Below are 11797 nucleotides of genomic sequence, written 5' to 3'. Positions count from 1 at the left end.
CACCTCAGGGAGCCCCCACGATGCTGCGCGGCATTGACGTGAGCGCCTATCAGTCCTCCGCCTACGACACGGACGGCCTCTCCTTCGTCTTCATCAAGGCGACGGAGGGCCGTTCGTACGTCAACTCGAAGCTGACCGCCCAGACCAAGCGGGCCCGTGACGCCGGTCTGGTGGTCGGCTTCTACCACTTCCTGTGGCCGGGCAACATCACCGCCCAGGCCGAGTACTTCGTCCGGCACGCCCCCGAGAAGCCCGGCGAGATCCTCGCCGTCGACTGGGAGACGACCGGCGACGGAACCCACGCGAGCAACGCGGAGAAGGACCGCTTCCTCCGCAAGGTGAAGGAACTGCGGCCGAACAACCGGGTGATCCTCTACTGCAACCGCAACTTCTGGCTCACCGTCGACAAGACCTCGTACGCCGGTGACGGGCTCTGGATCGCCGATTACGTGAGCGCCGGGAAGCCGCGCATTCAGGCCAAGTGGCGGTTCCACCAGTACACCGACGATCCCTTGGACAAGAACGTGGCGGACTTCGCGAGCAAGGCCAAGCTGCGGGAGTGGGCCACGGTCACGCCCTGAACTCCGGCTTGCGTTCCGGGGAGGCCTCCGCCAGGGCCTTCGCGACCTCCTCCACCCCTCCGCGCAGGCCGTAGACCGGGGTGTCGGGCTGCTGGCGCCAGGAGTCGTCGATGCCGCCCGCGTCGACCGTGTCGAAGCCAAGTTCCTCGATCAGGGCCCGGACCTTCGCCTTGGCCGCCTCGTCGTCGCCCGCCACGGGGAGGGCGACGCGGTCGGGGGCGCCCGCGGGGCGGTGGCGGTCGAGGATGTCCTGGGCGTAGGTGCCGTTGAACGCCTTGATCACCGGGTGGCCCAACTGGCGTTCGGTCCAGCGGCTTTCGGTCAGGCCCTCGTCCTCGATGCCGGGGATCTTCCCGTCCCGCTGCTTCGGGTAGTAGTTGCCGGTGTCGATCACCGCCGCGCCGGGCGCGGCGCCGTCCAGGACCTGGGCGGGGAGGTCCGGTACCGCCTTGAGCGGGATGGTCACCACGACGATCTCCGCGTCCTTCGCCGCCTCCTCCACCGGCACCGGCGTCGCCCCGGTCTCCGCGGCCAGTTCCGTCAGCGTCTGCGGGCCGCGCGAGTTGGCCACGGCGACCTCGTGGCCGAGGGCCGTCAGCCGTCGGGTGAGGTTGCCGCCGATGTTGCCCGCGCCGATGATGCCGATCTTCATGAGGTCACTCCCGATCCGGAGATAGATGCACGTGCATTCTTCTCCGGCTCAACCCATGCCGACGACCCCCTATTCCCGGCATGACGAAGGGGCGCCCCTCCTTCCCGGACGGGCGCCCCTTTCGCGCGCAGCGCCTACTTGTTCAGGTACGCCCAGAACTCGTCGAAGCTCAGCTGCTTGTCGCCGTCGAGGTCGCGGGACTTGATGATGACCTCGGCCACCGCCTCGGTGACGTTCCAGTCGCCCCCCTGGGCCAGGGCGGTCTTGAACTCGGCCGCGGTGATGAAGCCGTCACCGTCCGTGTCGATCCGCTCGAACTGCTTGCGTGCCTCGTCGATGTCCGCCACCGATCCGCCCCTTTTTCTTCGTACTTCGTGTCATGCGTTGTCGCGGCTTCTTGCCGGAGGTCAGGTTATCCGGCCGGGGGTGCACGCAACGCGGCGGCCAGGAGAGTTCGCGGTAGCGTGGCGGGCACGATGGGGAACCTTGCGGAGATTCTCGGGCGGGCGGCGCGGGGTGTGTTCCCGCCCGCCGACGGTGGGGTCACGGTGGTGCCGCAGCACTCGGCCCGGGACGCCGGCGTGCTTGCCTTCACCGCGCACTCCGTGGTGTTCACGGACGAGGATCCCGCGTGGGTCCATGACAGCCTGCGGGCGCTGGACTGCGATGACCTGGCCGCCACGATGCATCCGCGGTTCCTGGCCGCGTTCATGGCCCGTACCGGGCGTACGACGGACACGATCGACGTGATGCTGGTCGGGGAGCCGTTGCCGGGGCGGCCGTCCCTGGAGCTGAGCGAGATCGACGATCCCGCGCATCCGCGCGTCGTGTCCTCGCGCCGGCGGCGTGACGACGTGCGCGTGTGGGCGGCGCCGGGCGGCTTGCTGGTGCTGGGGCGTGGCATCGGCGGACGGCTGGAGGTCGCCGTGGAGGTGGCGGAGGAGGTACGGCACCGGGGGCTGGGGCGGGAGCTGGTCGCCGCCGCGCGGCAGCTCGCCGGGGAGCCGGTGTGGGCCCAGGTCTCGGCGGGGAACGCCCGCAGTCTGCGGGCGTTCCAGGCGGCCGGTTACCGGCCCGTGGGCTCGGAGGCGCTGTTCACGGTCCGGTAGGGGGTCAGTGCCAGGCCTCGTAGTGCGGGTTGCTCTGGCAGCCGCTCATGATCTCGACCTTGGTGGTCTTGTTCACGGGGCAGACGCCGATGATGTACTTCCGGTGGATGCCGCCGGGGAAGGCCACCTCGACCTGGTCGGCCCACTTGTGGGTGTCGCCGATGGTCTTGTTGACGTCGATGCCGCCGGGCGCGTCGATGTAGTAGTTCCAGCCGGACTTCCACCACTTCTTGTACAGGTCGTGGTCGTACGTCGTGGAGACGTACGGGGAGGGCTGGTTGACCAGGACGTAGCTCTCCACGTCGTACTGGCCGTTCACCACGTCCTTGGGCAGGAAGCCCTCCTCGAAGACGACGGACGGACCGCGGCCGTCGGCGCGGTAGAGGGTGCCGCAGGTCTTGCGCCAGACCGGCTGCGGGGTGATCCGTCCGACCTCGACGCGGCGGTCGGCCGCGGCCTTGACCGGGTCGTCGTACTGGACGGCGCAGTCGGCGGGTACGGGGGCCTGTGCGGGGGAGGTCGCGGCCGTGGTGGTGAAGACGGCGGCGAGGGACAGGACGACGGCAGCGGCGCGCCGCCGCAGCGGTTTTGTGATCATGGAGAGCACCATTCCGGTTCCGCGGCGGCGCGTTGTGGATCTTCACTCGTACGGCGGCGTGTCCGGGGAACGGGCTAGCGGAAGATGCCCGTGTGTCCGAGCGAGTAGCGGCCGGGCTGCGGGTACACCGCCAGGCCGTGCGGGCCGCTGCCGACCGGGATACGGGCGAGCTGCTCGCCGGTGCGGGTGTCGATGGCGTACACCTCGGCGTCGTAACGCCCGGACAGCCACAGCACCTTGCCGTCCGCGGAGACGCCGCCCATGTCGGGGCTGCCGCCGTTGGGCAGGTGCCACTTCTTGGTGAGCTTGTTCTTGGTGAAGTCGAAGACGGAGACGCTGCCCTCGCCGCGGTTGGAGACGTACATCTCGCGCGAGTCCCGGCTGACGTAGAGACCGTGGCAGCCCTTGCCGGTGGGCAGCAGTTCCGGCTCGTCGAACTTGTCGCCGTCCAGGACCCACATGCCGTGGGCCATCATGTCGGCGATGTAGAACTTCTTGCCGTCCGGCGAGATCTTCACGTCCTGCGGCATGGCACCGTCGAAGGGGAGCTTCTGCTGCCCGACGACCTTCATCTTCTCGGTGTCGACCTTGAGGAGTTCACCGCTGAACTCGCAGGAGACGATGAAGTACCGGCCGTCCAGGGAGAAGTCGGCGTGGTTGACGCCGTAGCAGGTGACCGGCTCGGTCTTGATCCGCTTCATGGTGTGCGGGTCGCGGAAGACGAGTTCGCGGTCGAGGGAGGCCATCACCACGGCGTACTTGCCGTTGGGCGTGAAGTACAGGTTGTAGGGGTCGTGGACCTCCACCTCCTTGCCCGCCTTGCCGGTCTTCGGGTCGATCGGGGTGAGCGTGTGGCCGCGGTTGTTGTTGACCCACAGGGTCTTCATGTCCCAGGACGGCACCACGTGTTGCGGCTGCCGGCCGACCGGGATGGTCTCGATGATCTTGTATGTGTTGGGGTCGATGACGGAGACGGTGTCGGACTCGGTGTTGGGGACGTAGACCCGGCTAGGGAAGTCCTTGACCACCGGGGAGAGCTTGTTGGGGCGGTCGGCGGCGTAGACGTCCTTGGGGTCCAGCACCGGGGGCATCCCGGGCAGGCCCTGGATCTGCTTCTTCTTCGGCGGCGCGGGGACGGCCGCGGCCTTGGTCGCGTCGGCCTTCTCCTTCGCGCTCTCCTTAGTCTCGGTTCCGCAGGCGGCGAGGGTGGCGAGGGCGGCGCCCGCGATCAGGCTGGCCTTCACGAGGTTGTGGCGCATCAGGTGAACAGCTCCGTGGTGGTGACGGCGGTCAGTCCGCGGCGGTGGAGGTCGTCGAGTACGGCGGGGAGGGCGGCGACCGTGTCGGGGTAGCCGAAGTGCAGGCTCACGATCGATCCGGGGCGGATGTCGGCGGTGAGGGTCCGGGTGAGGACGGCGGGGCCGGGGTCGGTGAAGTCGAGCGGGTCCACGTCGTAGGAGAGGACCTGCGGATAGCCGGCCTCGCGGGCCAGGCGGGCGACGAGCGGGGAGGCTCGGGCGGTGCGCGAGGGACGGAACCAGGTGCCGATGGACCCGGTCAGGCGCTTCAGGCGCCGCGCGCAGGCGGTGATCTCGGCCCGCGCCTCGGCCTCCGGCAGGGCGTTGATGTCCAGGTGGTGCTGGGTGTGGTTGCCGAGGTCGTGGCCGGCGTCGAGGATGCGCCGGGCGAGTTTGGGGTTGGCGTCGAGCCAGGTGCCGACGGCGAGCACGGTGACGTGGGCGCCGTGTTCCTCGGCGGTGTCCAGGATGGCCTCGGCGGTGCGCGGGTCGCCGTTGCCGTGGAAGGTGAGGGCGACTTGGCCGGTGGTGCGCGGGCCGTGGGTGAGGTGGGTCTGCTGCGCGGGGACGCGGTGCGGTGACGGGGGCGGGGATGGCGGTGCGGGCGTCGTGGGGCGGTCCGCGGGGCGGGTGGGGGTGCAGGCGGTCGCGGCGACCAGGGCGGTGGCGGCGCGCAGCACCGTCCGGCGGTCGGTGTGGGTCACATGCCCTATTTAAGGGGGGTTACGGCGGATTGCCGATGATTACTCCCCTTGGCGGAGGGGTCGGGTTCAGCGGTCGGCGACGCGCATTTCGAACCAGGTGGTCTTGCCCCGGGGGAGCAGATCGACTCCCCAGCGGTCGGCGAGCTTGTCGACGAGGAACAACCCCCGCCCGCTGACGTCCATTTCCTGCACCGGCATCAGACACGGCAGACCCCGGGAGGGGTCGCGGACCTCGATCCGGATCCAGCCGCGGCGGCGGCGCATACGCAGTCCGAAGACCCGGGCGCCGGTGTGCCGTACGGCGTTGCCCACGAGTTCGGACACGAGTAAGACCGCGTCCTCCGTCATCTTGGCGGTCAGGCCCCACTGGCGCAGGACGACCACTTGGGCCAGTCGGCGGGCGGTGGCGGCGGACTCGGGGCGGGAGGGGAGCGGAACTTCGGCCTCCGTCGGGTTGCCGAACAACTCCAGCGCCTTGAGCGCGTGTTCGTCCTCGACCGTCGGCGACCAGCGCGCCGCGGTCGCACGGCTGTGTCCCCGCGGCTGTTCGATGCCCTCCAGCCCCGCCATGCCCCCATCATGGCCGCCCGAGCGCGCCTTGGGGGCCGTCTCTGCGGAATACGCCCCCCGGAATCCATCATTCCGCGAGTACTCATCGGCATATGACAGCGGCATTTCGGAGTCCGCCGCAGCCCCTCTGACCTGCGATGGAGGCTCTGTTGACGGCAAGCGACGGGCCCCCTCGACAAGACAGGCTTAAGGCTCCCTTAAGGCTCCCATAAACCGTCCCATCGGGGGACCCGGATCAGACACCGCGTCAATTGCAAGTTCTGCGCGCGATCTGAGAGGGATTTCTCAGAGGAACTTGGCCTTCCCCGGGCCCTCTTCCACGAAGCTGCGCATGCCCGTCTCCCGGTCGGGGGTGGCGAACAGGCCCGCGAACCAGTTGCGTTCGACCGCGAGGCCCGTCTCGATGTCCGTCTCCAGACCCGTGTCGACGGCCTCCTTGGCCGCGCGCAGCGCGATCGCGGGGCCCTGCGCCAGCTTGGCCGCCCACGCGTGGGCGGCAGTGTAGACCTCCTCGGCGGGGACCACACGGTCCACCAGACCGAGGGTGAGCGCCTCGTCCGCCTTGACCATACGGCCGGTGAAGATGAGGTCCTTGGCCTTGGAGGGGCCGATCAGCCGGGCCAGGCGCTGGGTGCCGCCGGCGCCCGGGATCAGGCCGAGCAGGATCTCCGGCTGGCCGAGCTTGGCGTTCTCCGCGGCGATCCGGAAGTCCGCGCACAGCGCCAGCTCGCAGCCGCCGCCGAGGGCGTACCCGGTCACCGCCGCGACGACCGGCTTGGGGATCCGGGCCACGGCGGTGAAGGACTCCTGCAGGGCGCGGGCGCGCAGGACCATGGCGGTGTGGTCCATGGCCTGCATCTCCTTGATGTCCGCGCCCGCCGCGAACACCTTCTCCCCGCCGTAGATCACCACGGCGCGCACGTCGTCGCGCCGGGTGGCCTCCTCGGCGAGTTCCTTCAGGCGGTCCTGGGTGGCGATGTCCAGCGCGTTCATCGGGGGGCGGTCCAGCCGGAGCGTGCCCACACCCTCGGCGACTTCGAGATTCACGGTCATGCCCCGCAGGTTAACGCCGACTAACGCCGACGCAGAAGGGAGGACCTCACCCCGCCGGTGTTACTTCTTCCACTCCTCCCAGGACATGTTCCAGCCGTTGAGGCCGTTGTCCGGGGCGACCGTCTGGTCGTTGGAGTTCTTGACGACGACCACGTCGCCGATCATGGAGTGGTTGAAGAACCAGGCGGCCGGGGCCTTCTTGTCCCAGGCGCCCTTGACGTCGCGCAGGCCCACGCAGCCGTGGCTGGCGTTGTAGTTGCCGAAGGCGTCGCCGCCCCAGTAGTTGCCGTGGATGAAGGTGCCGGACTGGGTCAGGCGCATGGCGTGGGGCACGTCGTCGATGTCGTACTCGCCGTCGTAGCCGACCGTGTCGCCGTTCATCCGGGTCTGGACGAACTTCTCGGTGATGACCATCTGGCCGTTCCAGGTGTCGTACCCGGGCTTGCCGGTGGTGACCGGGATGGTCTTGATGACCTTGCCGTCCTGGGTGATCTTCATCTTCTTGGTCTTCACGTCGACGACGGAGACCTGGTTGCGCCCGATGGTGAAGGAGACGGTCTTCTTCTGCTCGCCGTAGACGCCGTCACGGCCCTCGACGCCGTCGAGGTTGAGGTCGACGGTGACCTTGGTGCCTTCCTTCCAGTACTCCTCGGGGCGGAAGTCCAGGCGGTCGTTGCCGAACCAGTGGCCCTCGACCTCGACGGCCGGTTCGGTCTTGATGCTGATGGCCTTCTCCACCGCGTCCGGGTCGGTGATGCCCCGGTCGAAGCGGACGGAGAACGGCATTCCCACGCCGACCTTGGAACCGTCCTCCGGGGTGAAGGTGCCGGTGAAGGTGGCCTGCGGGGTGAGGGTGGTGAAGCTGGACTCCTCGGCCTTCTCCCGGCCCTCGGAGTCCTTGGCGACCGCGCGCACCGTGTACTCGGTGGACGCGGCGAGGTGGGTGGACGGTGTCCAGCGGGCGCCCCCGTCGGTGATCTTCCCGGGTATCGCGCGGCCCTTGGCGTCCTTGACGACCACCTCGGACAGCTTGCCCTCGGAGGCGCTGACCTTGAGGGCGTCCATGGTGTCGACGGACTTGGCACCGTCCTTCGGGGCTATGGAGACCACGGCCTGCGACGGCTTGTTGTCGACCTTCCCGGAGCCGGCCTCCCCCTTGCCCTTGCCGTCGTCGGAGCCCGAGTCGGAGCCGCCGCCGCAGGCGGCGGTGGCCAGCAGCAGTCCGCCTGCCAGCACCGCGGTCCACCTGCGCCGCGCGCGACCGCTCCGGTGGTGGGTCGCGCGCGCGTCAACCGACGCCCCCGATATCGGTCGCACGTTCAAGGTCCTTCTCTCCCCTCGCCGGGCCCGGTCGGGCCCCCGCCCCCGCGCGTCGGATCCCGCGCTCGGCGCATATTAACCACAAGGTCATCCGGCTCGGCGCCCCGCGATTGTCACCGTTCCGTACCGAGTTCGGTGCGGACTTCGAGGGTTGTGCGGCAAGTGACCCCCATGTCCTGTTACTTCACCGCACTTCCGGCCTTCCACGCCTTCCAGCTCATGTTCCATCCGCCCAGGCCGTTGTCGGGCGCGACCTTCTTGTCCTTGCTGTTGACGACCTCGACCACGTCACCGATCAGGCTGCGGTCGAAGAACCAGCCCGCCGGGGTGTCCGAGCCGCCGCCCTTCACATCGCGCAGTCCCACGCAGCCGTGGCTGACGTTCTCCCTGCCGAAGACGTCGTCCGCCCAGTAGTTGCCGTGCAGGAAGGTGCCGGACCGGGTCAGCCGCATGGCGTGCGGGACGTCGGGGATGTCGTACTCGCCCTTGCCGTCGTCGTCGGTGAAGCCGACGGTGGCGCCGTTCATCCGGGTCACTTCGAGCATCTCGGTGACGACCATCCTGCCGTTGTAGGTGGTGGTCTTCGGGGCGCCCGCGGTGATCGGCACGGTGGCGAGCAGTTCGCCGTCGCGCCGTACGTCCATGGTGTGCTTCGCCGCGTCCACGGTGGAGACCTGGTGGCGGCCGACGGTGAAGGAGAACGTCTTGTACTGCAGGCCGTAGACCCCGGGCGCGCCCTCCACGTCGCGGAGCTTGAGGGAGACGGTGACCTGGGTGCCGGGCTTCCAGTACTCCTTCGGGCGGAAGTCCAGACGTCCCTTGCCGAACCAGTGGGGGCGGATCTCGACGGGCGGGCGGGCGGTGACGTGGACGGCGCGCTCCACCGCCGCCCGGTTCTCGATCTCGCGGTTGAACTCCAGGGAGACGATCATGCCGGTGCCGACGGTGGAGCGGTTCTCGGGGGTGACGTAGCCGATGAAGCGCTCTTCCGGGACGCGGGTGGTGAAGGTGGTGTGCCGGGCGGCGCGGCGGCCGTGGCCGTCCAGGGCCACCACGTCGACGGAGTAGCGGGCGGCGAGGGCGAGCCCGTGCTCGTCGGGCTCCCAGCGCAGTCCGTCGGCGGAGATCTGCCCGGAAACCGGGGTCTCCTGGGCGTCCTGTTCCTTGACGACCTTCACCGATTCAAGCCGTCCGCCGGTCAGCCGGACCAGCAGGGGCTGTTCGGGGTCGACGCCCTTGCTGCCGTCGTCGGGGGTGACCTTGATGACCTCCTGGGGTGCCCGTTTGCCGAGTCCGCCGAGGCCGACCCCGCCGGTGGCGTCCGTAGTGCAGCCGGCGGCCCCGGCCAGCAGTCCTGCCCATGTCAGTACGGCGGCCAGCACGGCCCCCGCGCGTCGCGCGCGCCCTTGTACATGCCTCACGAGGTGCCCAACGACCGGCCCCGCTCCGGGGAAACGTGAGTGCGAGCCAAGCGCTGGGCAGAACAGTGGGGAGGACGACGCGACGGGGAGCCGCGGGCGACGAGCCCGGAGAGTGGGGCCGCCATCTCGGCATGCCCGTTTCCACGTCGTTCCAGGAGCCGTGGGAGGCCGAAGGTGTCCAGCAGCGCAGCCGAGCGTCAGGCGGTGGCCCGGGAGCACGCCGCCGAGGGTCCGGGGCCGGTCGTCAACGGCACCCCGCGCCGGGCGCCGGGCATGCCCGTGTGGCCGGGTGCGCCGACCCCGCTGGGCGCCCGCTTCCGGGTCGGCCCCGACGGGGTGGCCGGGACCAACTTCGCGCTGTGGGCGGGCGGGGCCGAGGCGGTCGAGCTGTGTCTGTTCGACGAGTCCGGCAAGGAGACGAGGACCCGGCTGACCGAGCTGACCCACGAGATCTGGCACGGCTTCGTACCCGGGGTGATGCCCGGCCAGCGCTACGGCTACCGGGTGCACGGCCGCTGGGACCCCTGGACCGGCGCCCGCTGGAACCCGGCGAAGCTGCTGCTCGACCCGTACGCCCGCGCGGTGGACGGCGACTTCGGGCTGCCGCCGGAGGTGTACGGCCATGTCCGGGACTGGCCGCAGCAGCAGGTCGCGGACACCGTACGGGACGACCGGGACTCGGCGCCTTTCGTGCCCAAGGGCGTCGTCGTGCACGATGACGACGACTGGCAGGACGACCGGCGGCCGAAGACACCGTGGGCGGACTCCGTCATCTACGAGACCCATGTGCGCGGCTTCACCAAGCTGCACCCCGGCATCCCCGAGGAACTGCGCGGCACTTACGCCGGGCTCGCGCACCCGGCGGCGATCGAGCACCTGGTGAAGCTGGGGGTGACGGCGGTGGAGCTGCTGCCGGTCCACCAGTTCGCGCACGAGGACCACCTGCTGCGCCGGGGCCTGAAGAACTACTGGGGCTACAACTCCATCGGCTACTTCGCCCCGCACGCCGCCTACGCCGCCTCCGGGACCCGCGGCCAGCAGGTCGGCGAGTTCAAGCGGATGGTGCGGGCCCTGCACGAGGCCGGGATCGAGGTCATCCTCGACGTGGTCTACAACCACACCGCGGAGGCGGGCGAGCTGGGCCCCACGCTGTCGCTGAAGGGCATCGACAACCGGGGCTACTACCGCCTCCAGTCCGACGCCCGCCGCTACGCCGACTACACGGGCTGCGGCAACACCCTCCACGTGGTGCAGCCGCACGTGCTGCGGCTGATCACCGACTCGCTGCGCTACTGGGTCACCGAGATGGGCGTCGACGGCTTCCGCTTCGACCTGGCCGCCGCGCTGGCCCGCTCCATGCACGACGTCGACATGCTCTCCCCGTTCCTCGCGGTGATCGCCCAGGACCCGCTGCTGAGCCGGGTCAAGCTGATCGCCGAGCCCTGGGACGTGGGCTCCGGCGGCTACCAGGTGGGCGCCTTCCCTCCCCTGTGGACGGAGTGGAACGACCGCTACCGCAACGCCGTGCGGGACTTCTGGCGCGGCGCCCTGCCGGACGTACGGGACCTCGGCTACCGGCTGTCGGGCTCCAGCGACCTGTACGCCTGGGGCGGGCGCCGCCCGTACGCCTCGGTGAACTTCGTGACCGCGCACGACGGTTTCACCCTGCGCGACCTGGTGTCCTACGAGCGCAAGCACAACGAGGCCAACGGCGAGGGCAACCGGGACGGCACGGACGACAACCGGGCCTGGAACTGCGGCGCCGAGGGCGAGACGGACGACGAGGGGGTACGGGCGCTCAGGCGCCGTCAGCTGCGGAACCTGCTGACGACGCTGCTGCTGTCAACGGGTGTGCCGATGCTGGTCGCGGGCGACGAACTGGGGCGCACCCAGCGCGGCAACAACAACGCCTACTGCCAGGACAACGAGATCAGCTGGCTGGACTGGCGGCTGCTGGAGGAACCCGGTTGGCAGGCGCTGTTCGAGCTGACCTCGCGGCTGATCGCGCTGCGCCACCGGCATCCGGTGCTGCGCCGCCGGGCCTTCTTCTCCGGGCGGGCCCACTCGGCGGACGGGCTGCGGGACCTGGCCTGGTTCACCGCGCGGGGCACCGAGATGACCGAGCGGGACTGGTACGCGCCCGCCGCCACGCTTGGTATGTATCTGTCCGGGCGGGACATTCCGGGCCGGGACGAGCGAGGGGCGCCGATCGTCGACGACAGCTTCCTGGCCGTCCTGCACGCCGGGGACCGCCCGGTGCCGTTCGTCCTGCCGGCGCCGCCGTGGGCGGAGGAGTACGAGGTGGTCGTCGACACCTCCCGCGAGGAGCAGGACGAGGCGCCGGGCGTGGTGCACCGGGCGGGGTCGGAGGTGACGGTGCCGGAGCGGGCGGTGCTGCTGCTGAGGGTGGTGCGCTGAGCCTGTCCGACCGCTCGAACGCGCAGGTCGTAGGACCATCGGAGGAGTCGGAAGCGGGCAAAAACTCGGTGGG

The 11797-nt window shown here is 70.0% G+C and carries 12 protein-coding genes; 3 read left to right on the top strand and 9 right to left on the bottom strand.

The window, feature by feature from the left end:
* Nucleotides 1-20: 20 nt before the first annotated feature.
* Nucleotides 21-581, top strand: coding sequence for a glycoside hydrolase family 25 protein (locus tag GA0115233_RS33945; RefSeq protein WP_093724184.1), 561 nt, complete (start codon nt 21-23; stop codon nt 579-581).
* Here GA0115233_RS33945 and GA0115233_RS33940 read toward each other — a convergent pair.
* Nucleotides 571-1233, bottom strand: a complete 663-nt coding sequence (locus GA0115233_RS33940) for an NADPH-dependent F420 reductase (protein ID WP_093724183.1) — start codon at nt 1231-1233, stop codon at nt 571-573. The two genes, GA0115233_RS33945 and GA0115233_RS33940, sit on opposite strands and share 11 nt — an antisense overlap.
* Nucleotides 1234-1367: 134 nt before the next feature.
* Complete coding sequence (locus GA0115233_RS33935) at nt 1368-1580, bottom strand: EF-hand domain-containing protein (RefSeq protein WP_093724182.1); 213 nt, start codon at nt 1578-1580, stop codon at nt 1368-1370.
* 129 nt (nt 1581-1709) lie between these two features.
* Between GA0115233_RS33935 and GA0115233_RS33930 the strand changes: the two genes are divergently transcribed.
* On the top strand, nt 1710-2342 hold the full coding sequence (locus tag GA0115233_RS33930; RefSeq protein ID WP_093724181.1) for a GNAT family N-acetyltransferase: 633 nt from the start codon (nt 1710-1712) through the stop codon (nt 2340-2342).
* Nucleotides 2343-2346: 4 nt separating this feature from the next.
* On the opposite strand, the gene GA0115233_RS33925 is transcribed toward GA0115233_RS33930, so the two are convergent.
* The 7 genes from GA0115233_RS33925 to GA0115233_RS33895 all read right to left on the bottom strand — a co-directional run bounded on the left by GA0115233_RS33925 (nt 2347) and on the right by GA0115233_RS33895 (nt 9306).
* Entirely contained in the window at nt 2347-2940 is a 594-nt protein-coding gene (locus GA0115233_RS33925; RefSeq protein ID WP_093724185.1) for an ADP-ribosyltransferase, read from the bottom strand.
* A gap of 74 nt (nt 2941-3014) precedes the next feature.
* On the bottom strand, nt 3015-4199 hold the full coding sequence (locus GA0115233_RS33920; protein ID WP_093724180.1) for a YncE family protein: 1185 nt from the start codon (nt 4197-4199) through the stop codon (nt 3015-3017).
* On the bottom strand, nt 4199-4942 hold the full coding sequence (locus GA0115233_RS33915) for a polysaccharide deacetylase family protein (RefSeq protein ID WP_093724179.1): 744 nt from the start codon (nt 4940-4942) through the stop codon (nt 4199-4201). Before GA0115233_RS33915 ends, GA0115233_RS33920 begins: the two co-directional genes overlap by 1 nt.
* Before the next feature lie 66 nt (nt 4943-5008).
* Nucleotides 5009-5512: an ATP-binding protein gene (locus GA0115233_RS33910; RefSeq protein ID WP_093724178.1), complete on the bottom strand. Its 504-nt coding sequence runs from the start codon at nt 5510-5512 to the stop codon at nt 5009-5011.
* Nucleotides 5513-5797: 285 nt separating this feature from the next.
* Nucleotides 5798-6565 carry an enoyl-CoA hydratase/isomerase family protein gene (locus GA0115233_RS33905; RefSeq protein ID WP_093724177.1) on the bottom strand — a complete coding sequence of 256 codons (768 nt, stop codon included), beginning with the start codon at nt 6563-6565 and terminating at the stop codon, nt 5798-5800.
* A 60-nt stretch (nt 6566-6625) separates the two neighbouring features.
* Nucleotides 6626-7801 (bottom strand): L,D-transpeptidase, encoded by a 1176-nt coding sequence (locus GA0115233_RS33900; protein ID WP_250752472.1) that lies wholly within the window; start codon nt 7799-7801, stop codon nt 6626-6628.
* 263 nt (nt 7802-8064) lie between these two features.
* The gene (locus GA0115233_RS33895) at nt 8065-9306 is read right to left on the bottom strand and encodes a L,D-transpeptidase (RefSeq protein WP_093724175.1); all 1242 of its coding nucleotides are present in this window, start codon (nt 9304-9306) and stop codon (nt 8065-8067) included.
* A gap of 174 nt (nt 9307-9480) precedes the next feature.
* Here GA0115233_RS33895 and glgX point away from each other — a divergent pair, with 174 nt between their 5' ends.
* On the top strand, nt 9481-11724 hold the full coding sequence (gene glgX / locus GA0115233_RS33890; protein WP_093724174.1) for a glycogen debranching protein GlgX: 2244 nt from the start codon (nt 9481-9483) through the stop codon (nt 11722-11724).
* The last annotated feature ends 73 nt before the right edge of the window (nt 11725-11797 follow it).

The sequence above is a fragment of the Streptomyces sp. DI166 genome (assembly GCF_900091315.1).
In the GTDB taxonomy this organism is placed as follows: domain Bacteria; phylum Actinomycetota; class Actinomycetes; order Streptomycetales; family Streptomycetaceae; genus Streptomyces; species Streptomyces fuscus.
The sequence above is the reverse complement of the archived record's forward strand: the minus strand, read 5'-3'. Positions and strand labels throughout refer to the sequence as shown.

What these genes read in the sequence shown, in the direction of transcription:
- GA0115233_RS33925 (WP_093724185.1), bottom strand. Translation starts at nt 2,940, where the DNA reads ATGATCACAAAACCGCTGCGGCGGCGCGCCGCTGCCGTCGTCCTGTCC.
- GA0115233_RS33930 (WP_093724181.1), top strand. Translation starts at nt 1,710, where the DNA reads ATGGGGAACCTTGCGGAGATTCTCGGGCGGGCGGCGCGGGGTGTGTTC.
- GA0115233_RS33920 (WP_093724180.1), bottom strand. Translation starts at nt 4,199, where the DNA reads ATGCGCCACAACCTCGTGAAGGCCAGCCTGATCGCGGGCGCCGCCCTC.
- GA0115233_RS33910 (WP_093724178.1), bottom strand. Translation starts at nt 5,512, where the DNA reads ATGGCGGGGCTGGAGGGCATCGAACAGCCGCGGGGACACAGCCGTGCG.
- GA0115233_RS33945 (WP_093724184.1), top strand. Translation starts at nt 21, where the DNA reads ATGCTGCGCGGCATTGACGTGAGCGCCTATCAGTCCTCCGCCTACGAC.
- GA0115233_RS33905 (WP_093724177.1), bottom strand. Translation starts at nt 6,565, where the DNA reads ATGACCGTGAATCTCGAAGTCGCCGAGGGTGTGGGCACGCTCCGGCTG.
- GA0115233_RS33940 (WP_093724183.1), bottom strand. Translation starts at nt 1,233, where the DNA reads ATGAAGATCGGCATCATCGGCGCGGGCAACATCGGCGGCAACCTCACC.